The following is a 24,075-nucleotide window of genomic DNA, read 5'->3' on the forward strand; positions in this document are numbered from 1 at the left end:
GAACTGCGATGAGGACAATCCAGATTGTGTTTCCCGTGCTGAACGAAGAACGGCGGTTGAAAAAGGGAATTATGAAGACGGTCGAATACATGGAACAGAATTTTGCGGGAAGGTACCGGTTGATGATTGTCGACAACGGTTCCGAGGATGGCACCGCGGAAATCGCCGGGGAACTGACGCAAATTTACGACCGTGTTTCTTATCTGAGACTGGCGGAAAAGGGTGTCGGTCTGGCCCTCAGGGCGGGCGTTCGGGAGAATACCTGCGACGTTGTAGGGTACATGGATATCGACCTTTCCACAAGCCTTGACCACCTGAAAGAGGTGGACCGCGCGTTTCACGATCCGGCGGTTCAGATAGTCAACGGCTCGCGTCTGAGCCGGGACTCCGTCGTGACGGGGCGCAAACCACTGAGAAACCTGACTTCTCATGGATTCCGGCTGATGATGAAGCTGCTTTTCGGCATGAAGATAGACGATGCCCTCTGCGGTTTTAAATTCTTTCGAAGAGAAACGATTGAGAGCCTGATGCCGCACTGCAGCGATACCCCGGGGTGGTTCTACTGCGCCGAGCTTTTGCTGCGTGCGGAACGCGCGGGAATCGTCATCCGCGAGATTCCCGTGACTTGGCAGGATGATTACGATACGACGGTCCATGTGGGCAGGCTCGTTCGCACGTACCTTGCTCAGATGGCCCGCCTGTATGCGGAGTTTCATTTTTACCGCCGATGATCACGGCGGCGGCCGGATTTTTTGACAAACGGCGAATACCTGATATAATGATACATAATATGATTTTGCTGTCCGGTTTGGAGGTGAGACGATGCCGAGACCCAGAAAGTGCAGACGAGTCTGCTGTATGCCGCCGGTCAGCGAGTTTCGTCCGGATGGAACAGAAACCCAAGCGGGGGAACCGCTTCTGATGACGGTGGAGGAATACGAAATTATCCGCCTGATCGACTGGGAGGGCCTCAGCCAGGAACAGGCTGCCGGAGAAATGGGAGTCGCGCGTTCCACGGTGCAGAGAATTTACGGGGAAGCCCGCAAAAAGCTGGCGGACTGCCTGGTAAACGGAAGGCCGCTGAAAATCGGCGGAGGAAGCTACCGCCTGTGTTCCGGCGGCGAGCTTTGCGCCCGGCGCAGGCATTGCTGCCCGTCTCTTCCGGAGCATTCGCCGGATGCGCAACACAAAACATAACTTTGAAAGGCCTCCGATGCCAACCGGGGGCCTTTTTCCGTACCATGATTTAAATTTGCTCGGTTTCTCCTATTTGCCGGAACCGCCAGGCCGCGAGCAAGAACGTCAGAATGCCAAATCCCAGAACCGCCGCCAGGGACAGGAGTCCGTCCAAATCGGTTTGCATCCGATAGGCCAGCCCGTAAAACGATTGCAGCGCATAGGTTGCAGGGAAGATGCGCCCCAGCCATAAAAACGGTTCGGGAAGCATGGAGGAAGGAAACATGATCCCGCTGAACAGAATGGAGGGCATAAAAACCAGCATGGAAATTACGGTGGCCTGCGACTGTCCGCGTGAACAGGACCCGATCAGCATGCCGGCCCCGACGCTGGCAGCCAGGAAAACCGCGGCCGCGGCAAAGTACAGCGGCGGGGACTGAGGAACCTGTGAGTGAAACAGGACCGGAGAAAGAACATAAATAACGCATGAGACAAGAAACAGGTGCAAAAATGTGCTGACGGAGTGAACGGACAGCACTGCCGATGTCGGAATTCCATTGACTCGGAAGGCACGCAGCGTCCCGGATTCTCTCAGGTGGACAAGCGGCGTCGGGGAACCCATCACTGCGCCCATTGTCGCGGCAAAGATGGTCATGGTGGCGGCGAGGGTTGTTTTCATCTGCGGATTGATGGAGGAAAACACCGCACCCATCACGGCAAAAAAGATCAGGGGCATCATATAAAAACTGAGAAGAAATCCTCTGTCACGCAGATCCATTTTAAACTGAATCATCAGGTAACGAAAAAAAGCGTTCATATCCGTCAGGCTCCTTTCACAAGCTCCAGAAATCGTTCTTCAAGGCTGGGGCGTTCCACACGAAGGTCATCCACGGAATCCTCCCGATCGGAGATTTGCCGGAACAGCTCGGTGATGGTGAGAACAAGGTCGCGGCATTTCCATTCCAGGTAACCGTCTTTTTCGCGGACAAACGCGGCGCCGCTCAGGTCGGAACCGGGCAGCAGGGAGCCCCTTGCCGTTCTCAGCCGGATCCTGGTTTCTTGATTACCGGCTGCCGTCACTTCTTCGGGCGTGCCGCAGACGGCAATTTTCCCGTTTAATAAAATCGCGATTCTGTCACACAGGTCTTCCGCTTCCGCCATATCGTGCGTGGCCAGCAGGACTGTAACACCCTGTGCCCGAATCTTTCTGATTTTATCATGGAGCAATGCCCGGCTTTGTACATCCAATCCGGCGGTCGGCTCATCCAGAACCACCACTTCCGGATTTTTTACCAGCGCAAGCGCTAGGTTCAGCCGGCGTTTCTGTCCGGTGGAAAGCTGCCGGTATTGCTTTTTCATCAGATCCTGCAGGCCGAACTCCTCAATCAGGCCCTCCGGCGCGGAACCGGACGACCAGGCTTCGGTCAGCTCCAGTGCTTCGCCGACCAGAATGTACTCCGGCAGGGAAGAGGACTGAAGCTGCACGCCCAGTTTTTTTCGCAGAACCGAGGCTTCCCGGAACGGGTCGCAGCCGGCAATCCGGATGTGTCCCGCGTCCGCGCGGCGCATTCCCTCCAGACATTCCAGAGTGGTCGTCTTGCCGGCCCCGTTTGGTCCCAGAAGGCCGAATACTTCGCCCCGGCGGACTTCAAGGTCGGCGCCGTTTACCGCGGTGAACGCGCTGTACCTTTTCACAAGGTTTTGAATACTGACTATGGATTCACTCATGATGGTTTTCCTCCTGTTCAGGCAAATGAATATGATTGCTTTGAAAATAAAAGGTGAGCGCGTCCGCGAGGAAATGATGGATTGCGTCACGGAAATCTTCCGTATCGGCAGGCCAGTTTTTCGTGTCGCTGCCGGCGGACATCAGCGATTTCAGCAGGTCCGCGTCTCCCTGTGTAAACTCCGTTACCATTTCCCACCAGCGCGCGGCAAGGGCCTGCCCTTCCCTGCCTCTTGGATCAGCCCCTTTTTGATGCAGCGTTTTCAACTCATTGAAACGTTCCTCAGCCTTTTCTACAAATTCCTGACTCTGTTCCGACTGTCCGAACCGGTCCTGGATCTTTTTCACCTCTTCTCCGTTGAAATATCGCAGAACAAAGGCGTAGGGATTCCCCTGTTTCATCAGTTTCATTAAAATCATCAGCCGATCGATTCCGACGTCCTGCTGTTCCCCGATTTCACTGATTACGGCGTCAAGTGCGGCGATCATTTTCCGCAGATTCTCCACCTGCCGGGTGAGAATCTCGCGCTGTTCGGTAAACATGGCCTTCAAATTTTCGGCGTCCTTGTTCCGCAGGAGCTTCCTTTCGATCTCTTCCAGAGAAAAACCGAACGACTTCAGAAACAGAATCTGTTGTAGTTTGATGACGTCGTCGCGGGTATACATTCTGCGCCCGCCCTTGCTTAACATCGCTTTCAGCAGCCCCGTTCTGTCGTAGTACTGGAGCGTTCTCACAGTTACTCCCACAAGTTCGGAAAGTTCTCCAATTGTAAAATACTGCTTTTTTGGTTCATTCATATTGCATCGTCTCCTGACAAATTCAAGTTTACTACATTACGTAACGTCATGTGCAAGAGCTTTTAAAAAAAGACGCCCTTTTCGGGCGCCGTTAAAGGCGGCTTTTAAATTCGGTAAATCTTTTCCGCGATTCCGGGTCGGACTGAAAGAACTCCAGCATGGTTTTAAGGCACGCAACTGTTTTTTCACTGAGCGAATGCTCAATCAATTCGGTTTCTTCCAGAGAATCGCTGCTCCCCGCCAGCAGCAGAAACTGTTCGACGGTATTATGGCGTTCCAGCAGGTATTCACCCGCATTGAGCCCCGCTTCCGTCAAAAGTATAATTTCATACCGGTCGTATTTTAAATAACCCATTTCTGCGAGCTTCATCATCATTTTTGAGGCGGAAGACGGCTTCACATGCAGCAGCTCCGACAGCCTGCCGACCCGCGTATAGCCGTCTTTGCTGCACAGACGGAAAATCATTTCCAAATAATCCTCCATCGCGGGCGTCAGCTGCCCCTCCTTCTGGCTGATCAACTGGTATCCCCGGAAGGTGCGAAATTCGGCTTTCTGTTCATGGTTCATCAAATCAGATCCTTCCGTGTAGTCAATACAATATATTCCAAACACGTTTGGATTCAGAACACATGATTTAGCCGAATGAAAACATTTTGCCTTTTTTCCCTCAGACCTCGTCCGCTTTCAGGCGAAGCTGACTCAGCAGCTGCCGGAGCAGTTCCGACTGCCCGGAAAGCTCTTCTCCGGCCGCGGCGCTTTGAGACGACAAATCCGCGTTTGCCCTGACCACCGCGCCGACCTGTCTTGCGGCCAGCGCCGCCTGCTTGGATTCTTCCGCCTGATCTTTGAAAGCGGCGGTTATTTTCCCGATGCTTCCGTTGATTCTTACGAATCTGTCTGTGGCTTTTTCCAGTTCAAAGGCCGTTGCTTTCGCTTTTTCGCAGCCCTCTCCGATTCTCTGCACGGAGTCTCCGATCAGAAGGTTTGTCTGTTTTGCGGCGGCTGCCGTTCGCTCCGCGAGCGAACGCACCTCCGCGGCGACAACCGTGAAACCGCGGCCCGCGCTGCCGACCCTTGCCGCTTCTACGGATGCATTCAGCGCGAGAAGATTGGTTTGGAACGCGATGGAATCGATCTGCGACAGAACCAGCCGCATCTGTTCGGCGGAGCTTCGGATTCCCTCCATGATCTCAAGAAGCTGCTTCATTTGACGGTCGCTCTCCGTAACGCTCATCAGGGCGGCGCCTGTGTCTTTTGAAATTCTGGCAATATCATCCGCGTTTTCTCTTGCCTCTTGGTGAATCGCGCTGACGGCGTCCGTCAGGCGCGCAACGCCGTTGCTTTGATCGTCGGCGCCCCGGGCGACCGCCTGCGCGCTTTCCGAAACCTGCGCCGCGCCGATTTCAATTTGGCCTGCCGAGCAACTGATCTGTGAGAAGGAGCCGCCGATCGTATTGCGCAGAAGGTTGACGGAACGGGTCAGCGGGGCGAAATCGCCCGGAAAGTCCGGCAGATCCTCTGCGGTAAAATCCCCTTCCGAAAGGCTTTTGAGGGCGGCGGCAATCTGCGAAACAGAAAGCTGAAGCCGGCGGAAAGATGCGTTCAGAGAATCGGCAAGATCGCCGATTTCGTCCCGTTCCGCGTAGGAAATCACCTGGCCCAGGTCGCCGTTTGAAAACTGCCGTGCGGTTTTTGAAATAGCCGCGAGAGGCTGGCCGATGGAACGGGAAAACCGAATGCCGAAGCACAGGGAGGCGGCCACCACGCACAGTGAGAAGACACCCTGAATCAGAAACAGAGCCCGGGTCTTTCGCCGGGCGCCGTCCTCCGCGCCGGCGGCGGCACGGTTTTGAATCTCCATGAAATTCTGGTAATGCTGCAAAATGGTATCTTCCGGAGCGACGGAGTTCTGCAAAAGGCTGTCCGCCTGGGCCAACTGGTTGCTGTCGGCCGCTTTCAGGGAACCGGTGATGTCCGGCTCGAATTCCTGCTGAAACAGCTTTGAAGCCGCCGTCAGTTCCGCTGCGGCGCTTTTCTCCTGTTCCGCTTGCAGCAGCTTCGCTTCGTAAGAGCGGTACGCGGCCAGATTCTTCTCAATGGACTTTTGATCCGCTTCGAACAGCTCGGAATTGTGAAAATTGATTACGGCGTCCCGCGCCGCCGACTCGATTCTTGAAAGGCTTGTCATTGCGCGGGCGGCGACCGGCAGGCGCTGCGCCATCCGGTTGGAGTCGGAGACCGCCGAATTTGCCGCGCTCGTTCCGTAAATTCCCATGGCGGCCACAACCGCGGAGGCAGCCGAGACCGCGCAGAACGCGAACACCAGCTTTAAGGTGATGCCGCGGCGCTTTTCTTGTCTTTTTCGCACTGTTTTTTTTATCATATTTACAATTTCTCCTTATCCCTTTTCTGCAATCAGTATACCGTGATAAATGGAAGAGTCAGTTAAGATTGCGTTCAGGAATTGTTAGAAAATGAGAAAAGTTTTAACCTTCTTTTTACGTGCTGTTAACAGGAAAAATATCCCGATGAATTATAATAGGCACGAATCGGATCGAAAAGAAGCGGAAAGAAAGGGATCAAAGTGGACGAAAAGCTCACCGAAGACCTTAACAGGATTATTGACGGGGAATGCATCAAAACCGTTTTTCAGCCGATCGTTTCGCTGCGGGACGGTTCCTCTTTGGGGCACGAGGCCCTCAGCCGAATGACCTGTGACACGAGCATTCGCAATCCAGAGCAGCTGTTTCAGGCGGCGGGCGAAAGCGACCGGCTGTGGGACCTGGAACTGCTCTGCCGCACGACCGCCCTGAAAACCGCTTTTTTGAACTCGGAACACGCGGCTTATGAGAAAAAGCTGTTCCTGAACGTGAATCCGAACATTATGCACGACGATAAGTTCCGCCAGGGCTTTACGTGCCAGTACTTAAAGCAATACGGCATCCGGCCTGAAAATATTATTTTTGAGATTACGGAACGCAACGCGGTTGCCGACATGCAGGGATTCGTCGGTACGGTGGAGCATTACAAGGGTCAGAATTACCATATCGCGGTGGACGATGCCGGCGCGGGTTATTCCGGGCTGAATCTGATCGGCGACATCCGTCCGCATTATATCAAACTCGATATGAACCTGATCCGCGGAATCGACCGCGACAACATCCGCTACGCTCTGGTGAAAAGCATGGTGGAACTTTCCCAGACGGCCGGTATCTGCCTGATCGCGGAGGGGGTCGAGACCCGGCGGGAGCTGGTTACGCTGGTGGACCTTGGCGTTCAGTACGCGCAGGGATATTTTCTTTGCAGGCCGGATGAGGAGATACGGGACGCAGACCCGGCTGTGAAAGACCTGATTCTTGAGCTGAACCGCAGAAAAAAGCATGTGCTCGGGACCCAGGCCAGCAATATTTATATCTCGAATATCTGCACGCCGACCCAAACGATTCGTCCGGAAATGAAAGTGGAGACGGTATTCGACAAGCTGAAAAACGATCCGGACGCCTTCGGCTGTTGTGTGGTGAAGGACGGGGCGGTTCTGGGAGTCGTGACAAAGTCCCATCTTGTCCTGCAGCTCAGCGGGCGGTACGGATTCAGTCTGCACCAGAATAAGCCAGTTTCCTTCTTAATGGATACCGACTTTTTATCTGTGGAATCCACCACGCCGATCAACGCGGTTTCCAACGCGGCCATGTCGCGCCCGCCGGAAAAGCTCTACGACTTTATCGTGGTCACGCGCGACGGGAAATATCTGGGGACCGTCACCATCAAAGACCTTTTGCAGAAAACTACGGAAATCGAAGTGGTCAACGCAAAATATCAGAATCCTTTGACGGGGCTGCCGGGGAACGTGCTGATCGAGCATAAGATCAGCCAATGCCTGGCGTGTGAAAAGCCTTACTGTGTGATTTATTTTGATATAGATAATTTCAAGGCATATAACGATGTGTATGGGTTTGAAAACGGAGATTCCGTGATCAAACTGCTTGCGGATGTTCTTCAGGAACACCTTCCGAACGACCAGTTTGTCGGCCATGTGGGCGGTGATGATTTTGTCGCCGTAATGCAGTGCGAAGCGGGCCGGGAATACTGTGAGCGGGTTATCGGGGATTTTCGGCAAAGAATCCTGAAATTTTATAATCCGCAGGATGTTCGGAACGGGTACATCATAGCGGAGAACAGAAAGGGCAGAAGGGAAAAATTTCCTCTGATTTCCATTTCCGCCGCGGGAATTCTGGACCGGAACGCCCGGTCTCACGACCGGCTTGAGCTGACGGAAGAGCTGGCAAGACTGAAAAAGAAAAGTAAACAGCAAAAAGGAGACAGTATTTGCTGGCTGTAAATCCATTCCTTTTCAAAAAATTAACAAGTTGTTAATAAAGCTCATGTATAATTTGTATTAACGCCTTGAAAAGGAGAGGAATTGTTTGCCGGGACTTTACGCGCATTTTTTATTCGGATTGAAAGTGAAGGACTTGCTGCCGGAAGATTTACTGCGTGTGGTCGAGGACCATCGGGAAGAATATCTTTTGGGACTTCAGGGCCCCGACCTTTTGTTCTATTATCATCCGCTGCGCAGAAAGCCGGTCACGGGTGTGAAAATTCATTGGGAGCCGGCCTCCGGTTTCATGGAAAATGCGGCCAGCGTGCTGCGGGAAAACAGCGGTGATGCCGGCCGGCTGGCATATATCATCGGCTTTATCTGTCATTTTACACTGGACAGCGGCTGTCATCCGGTGATCCGGGAATTTATGAAGCAGGACGGACTGTCGCATGCGGCGATCGAGACGGAATTCGACCGCCTGCTGATGCGCCGGCAGCGCGTGGACCCCAACCTGTTTTCCCCGAAACCGCTGATTCCAAAGGGCAGCGGCGCGACAGCCTGCGCCGTACCGTTTTATCCGGATGCGGTACATAAACAGCTTGACCGCAGCCTGTTTTTTATGAGGTGCTGCCTTTCCGTTCTGTATTCACCCAGAAAAACACTGAAGAAGGCATTGAAAATTCTGATTTTTATCACGGGATTTTCCAAAAAGGGAAAGGGGCTGGTCGCGGGGAGTGCTCCGGACCCGGAATGCTCGCAGGCGGTGGACCATCTGCTTTTTGTTTTTTCTGACGCTCCGGCGACGGCATTGGAGCAGATCGAAAATTTTCTCAGCGCTGTTGAAGGAGACGTGCCGCTGAACGAGCGGTTCGAAAGGAATTTTGAATAGGAGTCTGCTTGAACCCCCGGCGGGAGATGCCGGGGATTTTACTTTTTTAGGGACAAATCTGTGATTTTGTCTGTTGTAATATTTGGTAAAGAATCATATAATGGAAATAAGGTTATACATAGAAAGATACTTGGTTGGAAAGGAAGAGGTACATGCCGGTTTTTTTGCTTCTTTTCCTGGAATGCTTTACGGGATTTGTTTTATACGCGCGAATGCGGCTGCCGATCAGCAGCAGTCCCTTTGACCGTACGGTCTCGGTGATCATTCCGGCACGTAACGAAGAACGGAATCTACCGCTTTTGCTGGAATCTCTACAGCGGCAGACCCGGCGGGCGGACGAAGTCCTTGTCATTGACGATTTTTCCTCCGACCGGACCGCTGATGTCGCCGAGCGGTTCGGTGCGACCGTGGTCCACAGCGCCCCGCTGCCCGAGCATTGGACGGGAAAAAACTGGGCTGTTTGGAACGGGTACCTGAAATCCACCGGCGAGATCCTTGTCTTTCTGGACGCCGACGTTCGCCTTGCGCCGGACGCACTAAAGTCTCTTCTGGCACAGCGGGAAAGGTCGGGCGGGGTGATTTCCGTCGTTCCTTATCATACTGCGGAAAAATTCTATGAAAAATTATCGCTTGTTCTGTGTCTGCTTGGGATCTTTGCGTTCACTTCCCCGTTTGAACGAAAAAACCGGACAAAAGGACTGTACGGCTCCTGCATTGTGGCTGCAAGAAAGGATTACCAAAAAATCCATGGTCACAGCGGCGTAAAGGCCGAGCTGCTGGAGGATATCAATCTTGGAAAGCGATTCTGCGAAGCCGGTGTTCCAGTGTGCACCTATCTCTCCAACCGTTTGGTTTCGTTTCGCATGTATCCGAACGGAATTTTCAGTGAGCTGCAGGGTTTTGCGAAGGGCGCGATGCCGGGGGCTGCGACGCTGAAACCTGAGACGATTGCGCTGATTGTGTGCTGGCTGGTCGGATTGATCTGTTCCGGAGCGGCGCCCGTTCTGATTCTTCTGAAAAACCCGCTGGCGGTTCCGTTCGCCGCGGGTTATCTGCTTTACGCGGTTCAGTTTCTGTACTTTCGAAAAGATACGGGCCGATATGGCTTGCTGATGCCGCTTCTGCATTTTATTTCCACACTTTTCTTCCTGGTCTCGGTTTTGTATTCCCTATACAGGCTGAAAGCAAAGGGCAGCTTTACCTGGAAGGGACGGGATATCCCGGTCGGGAGGGGGCGGGACGGATGACGTTTTTCTGTTTCGCCGCCGCTTTCGGCTGCGGTTCCCTGATGTTTTCCTATTGGCTGGGGCTTCTGGCGGGAAAAAACATTCAGAAAACCGGCGACGGGAACCCGGGAGCGTTTAATCTGTGGAACGCCGCCGGGTACCGGCTTGGGTTGCTGGGGATTCTGCTGGATTTTATGAAGGGATATTTGCCTGTCCTTTTTCTCATTCATTCGACTGCCCGGGAAAACCCGTATTTTGTGCTGCTTCTGTTTGCTCCGATACTGGGTCACGCGTTTTCCCCGTTTTTAAAATTCAGGGGCGGAAAGTCCATCGCGGTGACGTTCGGTGTCTGGAGCGCGGCGACCGGGTTTGAGGTTTCTTTTGTCTACGCGGTCATTCTGGCCATTTTGGCGATTCTCGCGAGGCTGATTGCCCATGGCCGTCCACCGTCTTCGGAAGCGGACGGCTTTATGGTGGTGTTCGGGCTTTTATTGACGGGGGGATACCTGTACCTGAAAGAGTTTCCACTTTTATACTTTCAGCTTTGGGGGATGAATCTGGCGCTCTTCCTCGTTCTGAACCGCGTGAAGCTGTTTCGCCTTTATAAGACCTTTTCGGACGAATGGCGGGAAAAACAAATCTGACTTACCCCAAAAGAGGCTCCCGCGGCCTCTTCGCCCGGGGCAGGAGAGAACCCTTGGAACGGTATTCGGAGGAGATTCAGAGCAAAAAGGCACCGTTTCATCGATCGAACGGTCTGGAGACGGTGGTGTCTTGATTTTCCGGGGTTCGGACGTTATATCGGCCAGCCCGACAGTATTTGCATGGAAAAAATTGTGCTGAATCGATGACGGAGGAACCCCGCGGGGCGGGCTTTTCACGAATTCAAAATGAATAAAATCCTTTCTCCGGTAAAAATTAACAGGGAAAGGATGGTGCAGGGCGGTGAAATTCAATCGAAGCCTGAACGTTTTGAGCCCGCTGCTTACGGCGGCGGGGCTTTTTGCTTTGCTTACGGCGCAAAAGAGCAGAAAAGTCCTGACCCGCAGGTTGGAAGCAGCGTCAAATGAAGACCCCGTCACAGGCGGCGCGAACGAACGGAAATTTCTGGCGGAGGCGGGCCGTCTCCTCAGGTCCGCCGGAAGTAAAAATTACGCGGTAATCGCTTTTCATGTGCGGGGATTCCGGGGAATCAACGAAGTGTTCGGCTATCGCAACGGCACGAGGGTGCTCCACGGAATTCATTGGGTTTTTATGAGACATACGGAAAAAGGCGAGCTGAGCGCTCACGTTTACGCCGACCGTTTCCTGCTTCTGTTGTCTTTTCAAGACAGAGAAGAACTGTGCTTGCGAATTAAAAATATTTGCGCCGACCTCAAAAATACCATTGAGTTTTATGGAATCCATTACGAGCTTTCTCCGGCTTTCGGAGTCTGCGAGTGCCCTGAGGCGGGCACGGCGGATGTCAGGGAGCTTGTCAACCGCGCCGTAATTGCATTAAAAACAGGTCGGACTTACGAGAAACTTCCCTGCGCCTTTTATGACGAACAGATACGAACAAGGCAGATTACGCTGAAAAATATGGCGGACCGTCTGTCGCCCGCGATGCAGAACCGGGAATTTGTTGTTTATTATCAGCCGAAGTATTCCGTCGCGGAGGAAACGCTCTTCGGCGCGGAGGCCTTGGTGCGGTGGCGGACGAACCCGCAGACCCTTGTTCCGCCGGGTGAGTTTATCCCTGAATTTGAACGAACCGGGAAAATCGCGGAGCTGGACCGCTATGTATTCCGGCAGGTTTGCAGCGACATCCGGAAGTGGATGGACGAGGGGAGGGAGCCTGCTCCGGTTTCCGTCAACTTGTCGCGCGTGAATCTGCTTGATTTCTCTATTGCGGAGGAATACCGCGCTCAGGCGGCAAAATTCGGCGTGCCGGCCGGTCTGCTGGAGCTCGAGGTGACGGAAAGCGCGTTTGCGCAGGACGGCCCTGCTTTGGAAGCGGCAATGAAAAAGCTGACCGACGCGGGTTTTTCCCTGTCGATCGACGATTTCGGTTCGGACTACTCTTCGTTGAAAATGCTTTATGACGTTCCGGCACAGACCTTGAAACTGGACCGGGAATTTTTAAACGGACTGAATTCCGGCGAGCGCGGCAGAGCGGTTGTTTCCGCGGTGGCGGGGCTTGCGAAAAAGCTGCATATGACGGTGGTCGCCGAAGGCGTGGAGACGGAGGAGCAGCTTGAATTTTTAAAAAAAATCCGGTGTGCGGCGGCGCAGGGCTATTATTTTTCTCCCCCCGTGCCGGAGGAGCAGTACGCGGCTTTGCTGCCGGCCGCGGAAAAGCGGGCGGCCCACGCCGATTTCTATGGTAACCGTGAAAATTCCGCGGTATAATAGAAACGTAGGAAATTTATCGAAACAAGGGAAAGGAGATACGGCATGCTGCAATTCCGAATCCTCTGCAACAATTATGTCTCCCGCGGCCGCCTGCTTGCGGAACACGGTCTCTCTCTCTGGATTGAGCGGAACGGGACGAGCATTTTATTTGACGCCGGGCAGACGAACGTATGGCTGCGAAACGCCCATACGCTCGGACTGAAACCGGAATCCGCCAACGCGGTCGTTTTAAGCCACGGGCATTACGACCACTGCGGGGGGCTTGAGTATTTCCCGTTTCGGGAGAGCAGCGCGATGGTCTATGTCACCCCCCAGGCTTTTCAGAAAAAGCTGACCCTGGACGCGAACGGCGCGTATCGGGATATCGGAATGCCGTGGAGGCTGGGCGACTCGCCGGAGTCCGAAGGCCGGGTCGCAAGCACGGAGGGCAAGACGGAAATTCTGCCGGGAGTCTGGACGCTTGGGAATATCGGAAGCTATAATTCTTTCGAATCCGTACAGGACTGCTTTTTCACGGAAGAAGGCACGAAAAGGGTTCCGGACCATATGGAGGACGAGCAGATTCTCGTGGTGAAAGACGGGGACGGCCTTGCCGTCTTTTCCGGATGCAGCCATCGGGGTGTCGTCAACTGCGTGGAACATGTGCGGGCGTGTTTTCCGGGCAGGAAAATTCGTTCGCTGGTCGCGGGAATGCATCTGAACGGAGAAGCGCCGGAACGGATTCAAAAAGCTTTGGAGTATTTTTCGCAGTCCGACCTCCAAAAGGTGATTCCGCTTCACTGTACCGGTATCACCGCCTCCGCACAGCTGAAAGAGGCTCTGGGAAGCCGGTGCGTTCTGGGCGCGGTCGGGGATAAAATCGATCTGTCCTGAAACGGTTGCCTGCGTTTCACTCTTGACGGGGGAACGTCGGCATTGTATAATAAACTAATCAAAAAATAACCTTTTCCCGTTTCCGGTAAGGCCCGGCGCCGTGAGGCACCGGGACGAGGAAGAGGCATCGCGAATTCCGTCCTCCCGGTGGGGAAGACGGTTTTTCTTTTTCAGGGTCAGAGCAGGGAGGAGCTATATGAAAATTGTCGATATTCTCAATCGTCAGGGCGTTTCCGTTTCCTTTGAGGTTTTCCCGCCCAAAAAGGACTCGGATTTTTCGCAGGCGCGGCAGGTCGTGACGGAAATCGCATCGCTGTCGCCCTCGTTTTTGAGCGTGACGTTCGGCGCGGGAGGGGGCACCTCCAAATCCACCGCTCAGATTGCCGAATTGATTCAGCGGTGCGGCGTACCGGCCCTTGCGCACTTAACCTGCGTTTCTTCCACCAGGGATGAGGTTTCCGGCGTTTTGGAGGACCTGAAATCCCGCGGCATACAAAACGTTCTCGCGCTGCGCGGGGATATTCCTCCCGGAATGGAATTTCCCTCCCCGCGTCAGTACCGGTACGCGAAGGAGCTGGTTCGCCAGATTAAGTCGTCGGGAGATTTCTGCATCGGCGCCGCCTGCTATCCGGAAGGGCATGTGGAATGCGAGCATAAGGAGGACGACATCGATCACCTGAAGGAAAAGGTCGACTGCGGGTGTGATTTTTTGACGACGCAGATGTTTTTCGACAACAACATTTTTTATAATTTTCTTTACCGCGTTCTTGCAAAGGGGATTCGGGTTCCGGTTGCGGCGGGTATCATGCCTGTGACCAGCAGCAAACAGATCCGCAGGATCTGCGCCTTGTCGGGGACGGCGCTTCCGCCGCGTTTTCTTGCCATTGTGGATAAATTTTCCGATAACTCCAAAGCGATGAAGCAGGCCGGCATTGCCTATGCCACGGAACAGATCATCGATCTGGTGGCGAACGGCGTAAAGGCGATTCACGTTTACGCCATGAACAAACCGGATGTGGCGCGGAAGATTATGGAGAATATTTCCGATATTTTATCCGACGGTCAAAAAGGTCTTGACTGATCTGGAAGATTATGTTATAATCCTTACTATAGTTTGGTTGATGCATAGCGCTATGGAAGTGGAATTTACCCACATAAAACAAAGGCGTTTCAGAAATTTATTCTGAAATCGCCTTTATTTTTTTACCGAAAGTATTGGATTGCTTTCGATTTTTGCTCTTCTTGCGAGCGGGGAGGGGCAGGCGGTGAGGATTTATTTAAACCGGTATTTTGACGGTTCTTTTATTTTTGCTCTTTACAGGAACGTATGTTCTGTGGTATCATTAGGAAAGAGAACAGCGGAGGGAAAATGAAATGGACTTGTTTGACAAACTGAAAATCCTGACCGACGCGGCAAAATATGACGTCGCCTGCACGTCCAGCGGAGTTGATCGGAGCGCCGCCCGCGGCGGGATCGGCAGCGCGGAGGCATGCGGAATCTGCCATACCTTTGCCCCCGATGGGCGCTGCGTGTCACTTTTAAAGGTTCTGATGACCAATCGATGCGCCTACGACTGCCGGTATTGTGTCAACCGGCGTTCCCACCAGACGCCGCGCGCCGAATTCACCCCCCGGGAGCTGGCGGACCTGACCATCGGCTTCTATCGGCGGAATTATATCGAAGGGCTGTTCTTAAGCTCCGGCGTTCTGAAAAACCCGGATTATACCTGTGATCGCATGATTGAGACGCTGAGAATTTTACGGGAGGAGTACCGTTTCGGAGGATATATCCATGCAAAGGCGATACCGGGGGCGGACCGCTCGCTGATTGAGCGGCTTGGCGTGCTTGCCGACCGGATGAGCGTCAACATTGAGCTTCCCTCCCGCCAAAGTCTTTCCCTGCTTGCGCCGGATAAAAGCAAAGCCTCCATTTTGAAGCCGATGGGTGAGATTCGGGACGGAATCCGGCAGAATAAAACGGATCTGGTGCGGTACCGGCATACGCCGAGGTTTGTTCCGGCGGGGCAGAGCACGCAGATGATGATCGGAGCGACGCCAGACACCGATTACCGCATTCTGAATCTGGCGCAGGGGCTTTACCGGAATTACGGCCTGAAGCGCGTCTTTTACTCCGCGTACCTCCCGGTTGTGGAAAACAGTCTGCTGCCGGCCTTGGGTACCCGCCCGCCGCTTCTGCGGGAGCACCGGCTGTATCAGGCGGACTGGCTCCTTCGGTTTTACGGCTTTTCCGCGGAGGAACTGCTCGACCCCGAGCATCAGAACTTTAATCCGTATGTGGACCCGAAATGCAACTGGGCGTTGAATCATATGGAAGTTTTTCCGATGGAAGTCAACCGCGCGCCGAAAGAATTGCTGCTGCGCGTTCCGGGAATCGGCGTGACCGGGGTGAAGCGGATTCTGACGGCGCGCCGGACCGCCTCTCTTGATTTTGAAGATTTGAAAAAGCTGGGCGTCGTGCTCAAACGGGCGCAGTATTTTGTTACCTGCCGGGGGAAATCCGTTCCCGGGCTGAAACTGACGCGGGATTCGATTCTCAGGGCTCTTTTGTCTTCAAAAGAGCTGAATTTGTACAGCCGCGACCTTGACTGGGGAGAGGCTCCGCAGCAGCTTTCGTTTTTCGGGGGCGCCGGGCCGGAACGGGAGGAGGTGCAAAGATGGCTGGCAATATAATTTACCGGTATGACGGCAGCTTTGAAGGGCTTTTGTGCTGCGTGTTCGAAAGTTACGAGCGAAAGGAAATTCCCTTTGCCGTGCTCCCGCCGGACGACGGCCAGACCATGCTGGCGCCGGAACGGGAAATCGCCGCCGACCCGGAAAAAGCGGCGCGGGTCGCCGCGTCCATCCCGAAAAAAATCGGGCCGGAGGCAGCCGGTTTTGTCAAGCGTGCGTTTCTGACCTGCCTGCCGGGGAAAGAACGTCATATTCTCCTGTTTTTGCGCCTTGGGTACCGGCAAGGCCCGCAGGTCATGGGGATGCTTGCGAATGACACGGTCCACGTGCTGTTTCAGGCGGTCAATTTTCTGGATCGTGAAACGCATCTTTTGAAGGGGTTCCTCAGATTTTCAGAATTTGACGGGGCCCTCGCGGCGGAAATCGAGCCAAAAAATTTTGTGCTTCCGCTGCTGGCGCCTCACTTTTGCGCGCGCTACCCGGAGGAACGATTCCTGATCTATGACAGAAACCATGGCGCCGCGCTGGTTTACCGCCCCTATCAAACGGCGATTATTCCGGCTGACCGCGTGGAGCTGCCGGAACCGGACGAACGGGAACGGGAGGCGCGTGCCCTGTGGCGGCTTTATTATAAGACTGTGGAGGTGGAGGGAAGGCATAACCCGGCCTGCCGCAGAAGCCACATGCCGATGCGGTACTGGAACTGCATGACGGAATTCTGCGAACGAAAAGAAGGGCAAAAAAATCCGCCCCGAACCAACCGGAGCGGGGATCAGAATCAGCTGCCCTTTATTTGTGGATCGTGAGCTTTTTTTCCGTGCCGTTTTTCAGCCTTCGGATATTTTCCCGGTGCTTCCAAATCAGCAGAGAAGAGATTACGAGCGCGAACAGCGTGGTAATCCAGACGAATGAAAGCGGTATGGCGCCATTTGCGCCCGCGTGGTAGTCCTGAAAATATAAAAACAGGAAATTCGAGATGGGAAAGGAAATGGCCGCCAGAACCGACCCGAGGGATACGATTCTGGAAAAAGCAAAAACAAGAGCGAAGATGACAATAGCAACGCTGAAAAGGCGCCAATCCAGCAGTAATAGCATTGCCGCGGATGAAAGGACGCCCTTGCCGCCGCGGAAACCGAAATAGACCGGGTAAATATGGCCGATCATGCAGAAAAGCCCGGCTAAATAAGCACCGTACTGGGCAAAGTAAGGCGGGATTCCGGAAAGCGAGCCGAAATATTGAAAAACGGCCCTTCCGGCGTAGACGGAAACGGCGCCCTTTGAAAAGTCAAAGACCAATGTCAGGATTCCTGCCTTTACCCCGACGGAACGAAGCACATTGGTTAATCCCGCGTTTCCGCTGCCGAGCGTGCGGATATCCGTGTTGTGACAGAGCCTTTTCGTAAAAATAATGGAAAAGCTGATACTTCCCAGAAGATAGGACAGGACCGCGACAATCAGCGCGGGCACGGCAATCGAAAAGTCCGGCATAATCGTTTCTCCCCCCGTTTAAAAGCCTTCCCCGCAGGCGGATCCATCCTCCGCATTGCCGCCGAACAATCATGCGGCCGGGGCGCCATGGCAATATCATAACACCGACATTCCGTTTTTTCAAGGAGATACTTTGCGATGGCTCAATTACATCGCCCGGAGGCCGTTAGGGCTGCGGCCGATGCTCATTTAAAACGAATGCAGTCCGACCGTACGGCTGCTAAAATAGAATCGGGATAAACTTAGCTGAGAAATAGAATCCATGGTAAACGGTCTGAAAGGAGTAAGTCAAATGAAATCGTACCGAAAGGAACTCTTCTTCCATCTGCCGACCCGGCGTGGAATTGTCAACATTACTCGGCAGGTGGAGGCCGCCCTGAAGGAAAGCGGCGTAAAAGAAGGGCTTGTATTGGTTAACGCCATGAATATCACGGCGAGCGTGTTCATCAACGACGAGGAAAGCGGGCTCCATCAGGATTTTGAGGACTGGCTGGAAAAGCTCGCGCCGGAAAAGCCGTACAGCCGCTACCGGCACAACGGCTACGAGGACAACGCCGACGCGCATTTGAAGCGCACGGTTATGGGGCGGGAGGTCGTTGTGGCGGTCACGGAGGGGAAACTGGATTTCGGCACCTGGGAGCAGATTTTTTATTTCGAATTCGACGGAAAACGGGACAAGCATGCGCTTGTGAAAATCATAGGAGAGTGAGCTGAGACTTTTTCAGCGAAGCCGCTTTTCGTTCGGTCACCCGATCGGATTCCGATAAATGCCCTGCGAGCAGCGGAGAATGCGGGTCGTGGCTCCGGGTTTTTCTGCGGAGGGTTTCCTCGCCGCCGCAGGCGTAGCAGTAGACGCAGCCGTGCCGGCAGGTGTCGTAAGCGCCGATGTCAACGCTCTGCAAACAGCCGCACTCGGGTCGTTGGTTCGGGTCTTTTGCACCGTCGATCGGGCAGCCGGCCAGCCGCTCAATTCTGCTTCGGTCGATGCAGCTCGCGTGTTCTATCCCAAAGCTTGAAAGGTCGATCGCTTCTGAACAGGTTTTCAGCGCAATCCCGTTCTTTTGCGCGGTTTCGGCGAAACCCGACGCAATCCGGCGCATTTCCTCCGGCCGGATTTCACGGACGAGGCCCGCGGTTCGGCGGGACATTTTACTGTAACGGTCCACAAAACTGAACACACATTCCTCCGTCAGGCCGCCGATCCGTTCGCAAAGCTCGCGAAAGGACCGCATGTGCCAGTCGGGAGTCAGCTTGTCGTTCAAAATCACGGGGTCGTAGCGCCAGACGACGCGGCTGCGCCCGACTGCCCGGCTGAGGCGGCGAAAGGCTTCGATACGGGCGTCTCTGCCGGGCAGATACCGCTCGATCGCATTGCCGTAGGGATTCAGCGTGAACTGAAAGTAAAATTCATACCCCATTTGCCGGATTTCTTCCAGTATGTCCAGCATGGGGGCCGGGTTTTTGGTCCAGAATACGATGCAGTCGATTGTTTCCGGGGAAAGGACGACACGGGAGACCTGAGACGGGCTCATCGGGTTGCGAACCAGAACATAACCCTGTTTCAGGCGATGAAGGAACCATTCGGAATAGAACGCGGGAAGGTCCGTTCTTCTGCTTGCGGAAAGAATCATTTTGCACCTCCGGGATATCAATTTGCTTTGAAAGAGGGTGAAACGATGCAGGTGGGCCGTCTGTTTGATATTGTCTATCAGCTGCTTCTGCACGGCAGCGTGACCGCCGCCGACCTTGCGGAGCGGTTTGAGGTTTCAACGCGAACCGTCTATCGCGATATTGAGGCCCTCAGCGAGGCCGGCATACCGGTTTATGCCAGCAGGGGCAGAAACGGCGGAATTTCTTTAATCGACCGCTTCGTTTTGGACCGGTCGCTTCTTTCGGAGCAGGAGCAGGACGAGATTCTTTTCGCCCTGCAGAGTGTTCGGGCCGCGAGAACCGGCCGCGATGGGGAGCTTCTTTCACGGCTCAGCAGCGTCTTTAAGAGGGAAAGCCCGGACTGGATTGAAGCGGATTTTACAGACTGGGGAAGTGGGAAAGAGGAGAAAGACAGGTTCGCCCTGCTGAAAAGCGCTGTTTTGCAGCGCCGGGTAATCGGCTTTACTTATTATAACGCAAAAGGCGAAAGCAGGGAACGTCTGGCCGAACCCGTCAAGCTTATTTTTAAAAACAGCTGGTATCTTCAGGCGTTCTGCCTGAGCCGGCAGGATTACCGTACGTTTAAAATCAGCAGAATGGAACAGGTCCGGCTTACGGAGCAAAGTTTCGAAAAACGCGAGGCGCCGCTCCCTGACCTCGACGAGAAAGGCATTGCGATGGGGGAGCTCAGCCTGCTGTTTTCTCCTCGGCTTGCTTACCGCGTCCGTGATGAATTTCATCCATCCTGCATCAGCGCCCGGCCGGACGGTTCCTTTGCCGTGACGACGAGTTATCCCGCCGGCGACTGGATTATCGGTTATCTGCTGTCCTTCGGGAGCGGCGTCACGGTGCTTGCGCCGGACGCAATCCGTGAGCAGGTACAAAAAGAAGCTGAGGGGATCCAAAGAAATTATTTCAAGGAAAAAACATGACATACTGCTGTCAGATTATATCTGGTATTCTTGAAACATCAAAGAAGAGAGGATGTTTTTACAATGGAAAATCAAAAAATCTGCCAAAGCTGCGGGATGCCGATGACGAAGGACGAGGAGTTTGGCACGAATGCAGGCGGCAGTAAAAATGAAGAGTTCTGCTGCTACTGTTTTAAAAACGGAGCGTTTACCGCGGACTGCACGATGGAGGAAATGATCGATTTCTGCGCGTCTGTTCCGGGATTGTTTCAGGATAAGGAACAGGCGAAGAAAGAAATGCGGCAGTCGTTTCCAAAGCTGAAACGCTGGGCGGCAGAATAACCAATACCGATAAAAGACGACTGCCCCGGACAAAGCCCGGGGCAGTCGTCTTTTATATTTTATTCATTAATTCAAAATGCTCGGCAGCTTTTTCCAGTTCTCCGAGCGTCGAAATCTCGACGCCGGATTCAATGATTCTGTCCTTAATCTCAATCGGCAGGGACTCGAAATATTCCCTGAGGTCCGGATTGTTTTCATAATAAGTTCCCATTTGCGCCTCCGTATTGATGCGGATTCAGGCGCCTCGATAGGAATCGTCCTTCATATAGCTTTCAGCGAGCAGCCTCATAGACTTCACTCCGTCAATCTGTTCGGCGTGCTTTCTGACCGCTTCCCTTGCGTATTGAGGAAGCGTTTCAAAGTATTCTTTTGCTTTTGGGTCCGAATCCAGCAAGCGCCCGAGTTGATCCGCCATATATTTTCACCCCGAACTTATTATTCGCTGCTTAACCGGATTCTTTCAAGTTAATTTTTTACAGATACTAATCTTTCTTCATAAACTCACGAAGGCTGTTCAAAGAGCTTTCACAGTCGTGAATTCCCATTTCATAAATCTGAATTAATTTTTCAGGGTCCTTTTCATACCTGCTTGTGATAATCGGAACGCTTGGGCGAATAACAAACGCCTTTTCGGTTTTTTCCTGTCTGCGGCAAACGTCGAGTTCGTTGTTATAGGTTTCAGGCCGCTTCATCATCGCTTCGACAAAAAGGGGATAGTCGCCGTATTTAACCCGAAGCACCGAGCGCGGAAATTCGGGGTGAGGGCCTTTTCGATAGGTTCTGTCGCGTGTCAGTACGATAACATTGCGATCGTTTCCGTCAAAAATGGAGCGCTCAATCGGGATCGGCATACTGCAGCCGCCATCCAAAAGCTCATGACCGAGATAAGACACAATGTTGGAGATAAAAGGCAGCGAGCAGGACGCCCGGACCGCCGTCATAGTTTCGTCCAGCTGAGATTTGTCAAAGAAGACAGTCTGACCCGTTTTCAGGTCTGTTGCACCGACTTTCAGGTCGGTCGGAGAATTGAAAAATGTTTCATAGTCAAAGGGCAGAAGAGAATGGAACAGTTCTCCGAACATAAAATCAAAGCCGAACAGGGAACCGGTTCTTTGCAGATTGCTGACGCTGATATAGCGTTCATCTGTGGAGTACCGAATCATCTCTCGCGCGAAATCCCTGGTGTTTTGCTTGCTGATATAATTGAGCGCATTGGAAGCCCCGGCGGAAATTCCGTAAACGCTTGGAAATTCAATTCCGGTTTCCGTCAGAACAGTTAAAACGCCGGCGGTGTACCAGCCCCGCATGCCGCCGCCTTCCAGCACAAGACCAATCGACATGATGGATCATCCTCCTGTTTTCATCATTATAAGATAAATGAGAGTCGAAAACAAGAGTTTCAAATAATTTAGAAATTTTTGATTTTTTACTTGATTTTCGACAGCATATACGTTATAATAATCAAGCGCTTTAAGAACGATTTAATATGGATGTTTAGCTCAGCTGGCTAGAGCGTTCGCTTGACGTGCGAAAGGTCATAGGTTCGAGTCCTATAACGTCCACCATAAAGAAATCCCCGGAAAATCCAGCAGGAATGCGGATTTCAGGGGATTTCTCTTTGCCTATTGTTTAGGTTTGACCCTTTAATTGACCCTTTCTTGAGAGCACAATCTGATTATTTATATTCTACGAGTATCATGGAGGTTGTGATAATGGTGAGAAAAGAAAAATATTTGTATTTCTATTTGCTCCTTTTTTTATTGATGACAGTAGGCGCATTTATATGGCAAATGTTTTTTCCCAATGTTGCAGAAACATTTTCGGTATGGAGGATGAGCCGGGGATGGCAAGCCGAAATTGCTTTATGGAATGTTGGGATTGACGCGGGCATTATAATTACACTGGTTAAGCGTAACTTTGAATATGCAGAAATACTCACGCTTGTTTCGGTTGTACTTTGCATTTTATTGGGAGGACACCACCTTATTTATGCACTGGCGACAACTAGCGGCAATACCACCCTGCATTGGATGGGAGCAATTGAGGTGCTTTTTATAGGCGGAGGAGCCGGAATTGCTTCCCTTATTAAATCTCACTGCTTAAAAAAACAGTAAGAAAGCTTTGTTTTAATTGACTTTGCTTAATGAGCATACTGAACGGTCCGGCAAAGAATTTGAGCTTCACATAATGATGTTTATTCTGTGATTTTAAGCGGCGGAATGAATATTACGCGGCTGCTGGCGCTTTGCCCGGAAGGACATGTGACTGGAGTGGGTGATTCGCCCGTCAGCGTGGAAAGCGTCGCGTAAAAACAATACGGCGGCGATCAGTACGGCTAGAACACTGCCGGCGAGAAGTGGACGAGTAAGATGGAAGGAATGACCATTTTTAACGCAGAGCAGCTTTTGAAAAGCGCGGGATTTACGGATATTCAAACAGCGGCGACGCAAAAACCGCCATTGGCTTTGCTTGAAAACCAAGAAAGGGAGAATCAAGAAATGTCTAAGAAGGCTTCAAAATTTCAGGAAAAATATATGGCTATGATTTATCGAGGTAAGGAAATTTTCAAACCCCTTAATACCGGTGTGATTGATGAACACGTGAAGTGTGTCAGAGAGTTTGTCGCCAACATCTTCTTCTATACAAAGAACGGACAGACGATCATGATTGATGCCGGATATAATTATGAACGCCTGAAAGAGAAGATGGAATGGCTTGATCTGGATCCGGAGAATATTAAAGATATTCTGGTGACCCACCAGGACACCGATCATGTTGGCGCGATCGAAGCTGACAGTAATCAGTTGTTTAAGAATGCAACAATTTATATCGGAGAAATCGAAAATAAATATTTGACCGGTGAAGTGCGCCGCAAAGTGATTTTCCACTTGTTTAAGCTTCCGCAGGTAACAATAAATAACAAGAAAATTCTTCTTAAGGACGGGCAGGGATTCACCATCGGAAACATTAAGGTAGAAGCTTTTCTGGTCCCGGGACATACATGGGGGCACATGGTCTATCTCATCGATGATACATATCTTTTTACCGGCGATACCATCTGGTTCGGTGCAGACGGAGGATATAGCTTTATTAATGCTCTTGCTGAGGATATCGCATTGGAAAAGAGATCACTGGCGATACTTGAGAAAAAGTTGAGGGAAAGGCATTTGAACCCGATCATCATCACAGGACATACCGGATATTCGGATGATATCAATTTTTCTTTTGCCCATCGTGATGAGGTATGCAACAGTATGAAAAAACAGAAGCCGCATGATCCGGATGCACCATATGATGGGTATGACGAGAGTGATGATACGGAAGAGAAGACAAGGACGATTCGATTAAAAAGGGCTAACCGCGTAAAGTAATACAGAGAACCGAGACAGGTACCCTTCCGGATGGTGAGGCCGGTATTGTTTTCTGTACTCCCGGAGAATCTTGAGATTTCGTTGGGAAATCAAAATATAGCGGTCTTTGCCGCCTGTCCCATGAGATACAAAGATCCGCATTACGGTTCATTTTCTGCGACCGCTGTTGTGACCGTACAAAGTTTGGATGCCGTTTTCGTGCTGAATGATAGCGCAGT

The 24,075-nt window shown here is 52.4% G+C and carries 26 protein-coding genes and 1 tRNA gene; 17 read left to right on the forward strand and 10 right to left on the reverse strand.

The window, feature by feature from the left end:
- Nucleotides 1–8: 8 nt before the first annotated feature.
- Nucleotides 9–731 carry a glycosyltransferase gene (locus CAFE_RS03065; RefSeq protein WP_156989745.1) on the forward strand — a complete coding sequence of 241 codons (723 nt, stop codon included), beginning with the start codon at nucleotides 9–11 and terminating at the stop codon, nucleotides 729–731.
- Between the two features lie 91 nt (nucleotides 732–822).
- Nucleotides 823–1,197: a DUF134 domain-containing protein gene (locus CAFE_RS03070; RefSeq protein WP_066649438.1), complete on the forward strand. Its 375-nt coding sequence runs from the start codon at nucleotides 823–825 to the stop codon at nucleotides 1,195–1,197.
- Between the two features lie 49 nt (nucleotides 1,198–1,246).
- Here CAFE_RS03070 and CAFE_RS03075 read toward each other — a convergent pair whose 3' ends face one another.
- From CAFE_RS03075 to CAFE_RS03095, 5 genes are all read right to left on the reverse strand, one after another.
- The gene (locus CAFE_RS03075; protein ID WP_156989746.1) at nucleotides 1,247–1,993 is read right to left on the reverse strand and encodes an ABC transporter permease; all 747 of its coding nucleotides are present in this window, start codon (nucleotides 1,991–1,993) and stop codon (nucleotides 1,247–1,249) included.
- A 5-nt stretch (nucleotides 1,994–1,998) separates the two neighbouring features.
- The gene (locus CAFE_RS03080) at nucleotides 1,999–2,904 is read right to left on the reverse strand and encodes an ABC transporter ATP-binding protein (protein ID WP_156989747.1); all 906 of its coding nucleotides are present in this window, start codon (nucleotides 2,902–2,904) and stop codon (nucleotides 1,999–2,001) included.
- Entirely contained in the window at nucleotides 2,897–3,700 is an 804-nt protein-coding gene (locus CAFE_RS03085) for a MerR family transcriptional regulator (RefSeq protein ID WP_156989748.1), read from the reverse strand. The genes CAFE_RS03080 and CAFE_RS03085 overlap by 8 nt, the downstream gene beginning before the upstream one ends.
- A gap of 91 nt (nucleotides 3,701–3,791) precedes the next feature.
- Nucleotides 3,792–4,268 carry a metal-dependent transcriptional regulator gene (locus tag CAFE_RS03090; protein ID WP_066649653.1) on the reverse strand — a complete coding sequence of 159 codons (477 nt, stop codon included), beginning with the start codon at nucleotides 4,266–4,268 and terminating at the stop codon, nucleotides 3,792–3,794.
- 100 nt (nucleotides 4,269–4,368) lie between these two features.
- A complete protein-coding gene (locus CAFE_RS03095) occupies nucleotides 4,369–6,084 on the reverse strand; it encodes a methyl-accepting chemotaxis protein (protein ID WP_156989749.1) in 1,716 nt (571 codons plus the stop codon).
- Between the two features lie 201 nt (nucleotides 6,085–6,285).
- Here CAFE_RS03095 and CAFE_RS20430 point away from each other — a divergent pair, with 201 nt between their 5' ends.
- The 9 genes from CAFE_RS20430 (at nucleotide 6,286) to CAFE_RS03140 (ending at nucleotide 16,901) form a co-directional block, all read left to right on the forward strand.
- Entirely contained in the window at nucleotides 6,286–8,040 is a 1,755-nt protein-coding gene (locus CAFE_RS20430) for a GGDEF domain-containing protein (protein ID WP_330593840.1), read from the forward strand.
- An 85-nt stretch (nucleotides 8,041–8,125) separates the two neighbouring features.
- Nucleotides 8,126–8,911, forward strand: a complete 786-nt coding sequence (locus tag CAFE_RS03105; RefSeq protein WP_066649420.1) for a zinc dependent phospholipase C family protein — start codon at nucleotides 8,126–8,128, stop codon at nucleotides 8,909–8,911.
- A 152-nt stretch (nucleotides 8,912–9,063) separates the two neighbouring features.
- Complete coding sequence (locus tag CAFE_RS03110; RefSeq protein ID WP_156989750.1) at nucleotides 9,064–10,158, forward strand: glycosyltransferase family 2 protein; 1,095 nt, start codon at nucleotides 9,064–9,066, stop codon at nucleotides 10,156–10,158.
- Nucleotides 10,155–10,781 carry a glycerol-3-phosphate acyltransferase gene (locus tag CAFE_RS03115; protein ID WP_156989751.1) on the forward strand — a complete coding sequence of 209 codons (627 nt, stop codon included), beginning with the start codon at nucleotides 10,155–10,157 and terminating at the stop codon, nucleotides 10,779–10,781. Before CAFE_RS03110 ends, CAFE_RS03115 begins: the two co-directional genes overlap by 4 nt.
- Before the next feature lie 301 nt (nucleotides 10,782–11,082).
- Nucleotides 11,083–12,528 carry a putative bifunctional diguanylate cyclase/phosphodiesterase gene (locus CAFE_RS03120; protein WP_156989752.1) on the forward strand — a complete coding sequence of 482 codons (1,446 nt, stop codon included), beginning with the start codon at nucleotides 11,083–11,085 and terminating at the stop codon, nucleotides 12,526–12,528.
- 45 nt (nucleotides 12,529–12,573) lie between these two features.
- Nucleotides 12,574–13,404, forward strand: coding sequence for an MBL fold metallo-hydrolase (locus CAFE_RS03125; RefSeq protein WP_156989753.1), 831 nt, complete (start codon nucleotides 12,574–12,576; stop codon nucleotides 13,402–13,404).
- A 196-nt stretch (nucleotides 13,405–13,600) separates the two neighbouring features.
- Entirely contained in the window at nucleotides 13,601–14,485 is an 885-nt protein-coding gene (metF, locus tag CAFE_RS03130) for a methylenetetrahydrofolate reductase [NAD(P)H] (RefSeq protein WP_066649405.1), read from the forward strand.
- A gap of 293 nt (nucleotides 14,486–14,778) precedes the next feature.
- The gene (locus CAFE_RS03135) at nucleotides 14,779–16,095 is read left to right on the forward strand and encodes a putative DNA modification/repair radical SAM protein (protein ID WP_156989754.1); all 1,317 of its coding nucleotides are present in this window, start codon (nucleotides 14,779–14,781) and stop codon (nucleotides 16,093–16,095) included.
- Nucleotides 16,080–16,901, forward strand: a complete 822-nt coding sequence (locus CAFE_RS03140) for a TIGR03915 family putative DNA repair protein (protein ID WP_156989755.1) — start codon at nucleotides 16,080–16,082, stop codon at nucleotides 16,899–16,901. Before CAFE_RS03135 ends, CAFE_RS03140 begins: the two co-directional genes overlap by 16 nt.
- Here CAFE_RS03140 and plsY read toward each other — a convergent pair.
- Entirely contained in the window at nucleotides 16,885–17,583 is a 699-nt protein-coding gene (plsY, locus tag CAFE_RS03145; RefSeq protein ID WP_066649396.1) for a glycerol-3-phosphate 1-O-acyltransferase PlsY, read from the reverse strand. The genes CAFE_RS03140 and plsY overlap by 17 nt on opposite strands.
- Before the next feature lie 292 nt (nucleotides 17,584–17,875).
- Between plsY and CAFE_RS03150 the strand changes: the two genes are divergently transcribed.
- The gene (locus CAFE_RS03150) at nucleotides 17,876–18,292 is read left to right on the forward strand and encodes a secondary thiamine-phosphate synthase enzyme YjbQ (RefSeq protein ID WP_156989756.1); all 417 of its coding nucleotides are present in this window, start codon (nucleotides 17,876–17,878) and stop codon (nucleotides 18,290–18,292) included.
- On the opposite strand, the gene CAFE_RS03155 is transcribed toward CAFE_RS03150, so the two are convergent.
- Complete coding sequence (locus CAFE_RS03155; RefSeq protein ID WP_066649392.1) at nucleotides 18,279–19,214, reverse strand: DUF1848 domain-containing protein; 936 nt, start codon at nucleotides 19,212–19,214, stop codon at nucleotides 18,279–18,281. The genes CAFE_RS03150 and CAFE_RS03155 overlap by 14 nt on opposite strands.
- A 27-nt stretch (nucleotides 19,215–19,241) precedes the next feature.
- Here CAFE_RS03155 and CAFE_RS03160 point away from each other — a divergent pair, with 27 nt between their 5' ends.
- Both CAFE_RS03160 and CAFE_RS03165 read left to right on the forward strand, forming a co-directional pair.
- Nucleotides 19,242–20,165, forward strand: coding sequence for a helix-turn-helix transcriptional regulator (locus tag CAFE_RS03160; protein ID WP_233452673.1), 924 nt, complete (start codon nucleotides 19,242–19,244; stop codon nucleotides 20,163–20,165).
- 63 nt (nucleotides 20,166–20,228) lie between these two features.
- A complete protein-coding gene (locus CAFE_RS03165; protein ID WP_156989757.1) occupies nucleotides 20,229–20,486 on the forward strand; it encodes a zinc ribbon domain-containing protein in 258 nt (85 codons plus the stop codon).
- 52 nt (nucleotides 20,487–20,538) lie between these two features.
- On the opposite strand, the gene CAFE_RS03170 is transcribed toward CAFE_RS03165, so the two are convergent.
- From CAFE_RS03170 to CAFE_RS03180, 3 genes are all read right to left on the reverse strand, one after another.
- Entirely contained in the window at nucleotides 20,539–20,697 is a 159-nt protein-coding gene (locus CAFE_RS03170) for a hypothetical protein (protein ID WP_156989758.1), read from the reverse strand.
- Between the two features lie 24 nt (nucleotides 20,698–20,721).
- Nucleotides 20,722–20,901 carry a hypothetical protein gene (locus tag CAFE_RS03175; protein WP_066649381.1) on the reverse strand — a complete coding sequence of 60 codons (180 nt, stop codon included), beginning with the start codon at nucleotides 20,899–20,901 and terminating at the stop codon, nucleotides 20,722–20,724.
- 67 nt (nucleotides 20,902–20,968) lie between these two features.
- Nucleotides 20,969–21,826, reverse strand: a complete 858-nt coding sequence (locus CAFE_RS03180) for a patatin-like phospholipase family protein (protein ID WP_066649378.1) — start codon at nucleotides 21,824–21,826, stop codon at nucleotides 20,969–20,971.
- A 148-nt stretch (nucleotides 21,827–21,974) separates the two neighbouring features.
- On the opposite strand from CAFE_RS03180, the gene CAFE_RS03185 reads away from it, so the two are divergent.
- From CAFE_RS03185 to CAFE_RS03195, 3 genes are all read left to right on the forward strand, one after another.
- A tRNA-Val gene (locus CAFE_RS03185) sits at nucleotides 21,975–22,051 on the forward strand.
- Between the two features lie 147 nt (nucleotides 22,052–22,198).
- Nucleotides 22,199–22,600, forward strand: coding sequence for a hypothetical protein (locus CAFE_RS03190; RefSeq protein WP_066649376.1), 402 nt, complete (start codon nucleotides 22,199–22,201; stop codon nucleotides 22,598–22,600).
- A 255-nt stretch (nucleotides 22,601–22,855) separates the two neighbouring features.
- Entirely contained in the window at nucleotides 22,856–23,857 is a 1,002-nt protein-coding gene (locus CAFE_RS03195) for an MBL fold metallo-hydrolase (RefSeq protein ID WP_413814415.1), read from the forward strand.
- Nucleotides 23,858–24,075: the final 218 nt, after the last annotated feature.

Origin of the sequence: Caproicibacter fermentans (assembly GCF_009746625.1) — a bacterium.
GTDB classification, from domain to species: Bacteria; Bacillota; Clostridia; order Oscillospirales; family Acutalibacteraceae; genus Caproicibacter; species Caproicibacter fermentans.

What these genes read in the sequence shown, in the direction of transcription:
- CAFE_RS03080 (WP_156989747.1), bottom strand. Translation starts at nt 2,904, where the DNA reads ATGAGTGAATCCATAGTCAGTATTCAAAACCTTGTGAAAAGGTACAGC.
- CAFE_RS03175 (WP_066649381.1), bottom strand. Translation starts at nt 20,901, where the DNA reads ATGGCGGATCAACTCGGGCGCTTGCTGGATTCGGACCCAAAAGCAAAA.
- metF (WP_066649405.1), top strand. Translation starts at nt 13,601, where the DNA reads ATGAAAATTGTCGATATTCTCAATCGTCAGGGCGTTTCCGTTTCCTTT.
- CAFE_RS03150 (WP_156989756.1), top strand. Translation starts at nt 17,876, where the DNA reads ATGAAATCGTACCGAAAGGAACTCTTCTTCCATCTGCCGACCCGGCGT.
- CAFE_RS03075 (WP_156989746.1), bottom strand. Translation starts at nt 1,993, where the DNA reads ATGAACGCTTTTTTTCGTTACCTGATGATTCAGTTTAAAATGGATCTG.
- CAFE_RS03155 (WP_066649392.1), bottom strand. Translation starts at nt 19,214, where the DNA reads ATGATTCTTTCCGCAAGCAGAAGAACGGACCTTCCCGCGTTCTATTCC.
- CAFE_RS03125 (WP_156989753.1), top strand. Translation starts at nt 12,574, where the DNA reads ATGCTGCAATTCCGAATCCTCTGCAACAATTATGTCTCCCGCGGCCGC.
- CAFE_RS03115 (WP_156989751.1), top strand. Translation starts at nt 10,155, where the DNA reads ATGACGTTTTTCTGTTTCGCCGCCGCTTTCGGCTGCGGTTCCCTGATG.
- CAFE_RS03090 (WP_066649653.1), bottom strand. Translation starts at nt 4,268, where the DNA reads ATGAACCATGAACAGAAAGCCGAATTTCGCACCTTCCGGGGATACCAG.
- CAFE_RS03140 (WP_156989755.1), top strand. Translation starts at nt 16,080, where the DNA reads ATGGCTGGCAATATAATTTACCGGTATGACGGCAGCTTTGAAGGGCTT.
- CAFE_RS03085 (WP_156989748.1), bottom strand. Translation starts at nt 3,700, where the DNA reads ATGAATGAACCAAAAAAGCAGTATTTTACAATTGGAGAACTTTCCGAA.
- CAFE_RS03070 (WP_066649438.1), top strand. Translation starts at nt 823, where the DNA reads ATGCCGAGACCCAGAAAGTGCAGACGAGTCTGCTGTATGCCGCCGGTC.
- CAFE_RS03165 (WP_156989757.1), top strand. Translation starts at nt 20,229, where the DNA reads ATGGAAAATCAAAAAATCTGCCAAAGCTGCGGGATGCCGATGACGAAG.
- plsY (WP_066649396.1), bottom strand. Translation starts at nt 17,583, where the DNA reads ATGCCGGACTTTTCGATTGCCGTGCCCGCGCTGATTGTCGCGGTCCTG.
- CAFE_RS03135 (WP_156989754.1), top strand. Translation starts at nt 14,779, where the DNA reads ATGGACTTGTTTGACAAACTGAAAATCCTGACCGACGCGGCAAAATAT.
- CAFE_RS03190 (WP_066649376.1), top strand. Translation starts at nt 22,199, where the DNA reads ATGGTGAGAAAAGAAAAATATTTGTATTTCTATTTGCTCCTTTTTTTA.
- CAFE_RS03180 (WP_066649378.1), bottom strand. Translation starts at nt 21,826, where the DNA reads ATGTCGATTGGTCTTGTGCTGGAAGGCGGCGGCATGCGGGGCTGGTAC.
- CAFE_RS03170 (WP_156989758.1), bottom strand. Translation starts at nt 20,697, where the DNA reads ATGGGAACTTATTATGAAAACAATCCGGACCTCAGGGAATATTTCGAG.
- CAFE_RS03110 (WP_156989750.1), top strand. Translation starts at nt 9,064, where the DNA reads ATGCCGGTTTTTTTGCTTCTTTTCCTGGAATGCTTTACGGGATTTGTT.
- CAFE_RS03095 (WP_156989749.1), bottom strand. Translation starts at nt 6,084, where the DNA reads ATGATAAAAAAAACAGTGCGAAAAAGACAAGAAAAGCGCCGCGGCATC.
- CAFE_RS03195 (WP_413814415.1), top strand. Translation starts at nt 22,856, where the DNA reads ATGGAAGGAATGACCATTTTTAACGCAGAGCAGCTTTTGAAAAGCGCG.
- CAFE_RS03065 (WP_156989745.1), top strand. Translation starts at nt 9, where the DNA reads ATGAGGACAATCCAGATTGTGTTTCCCGTGCTGAACGAAGAACGGCGG.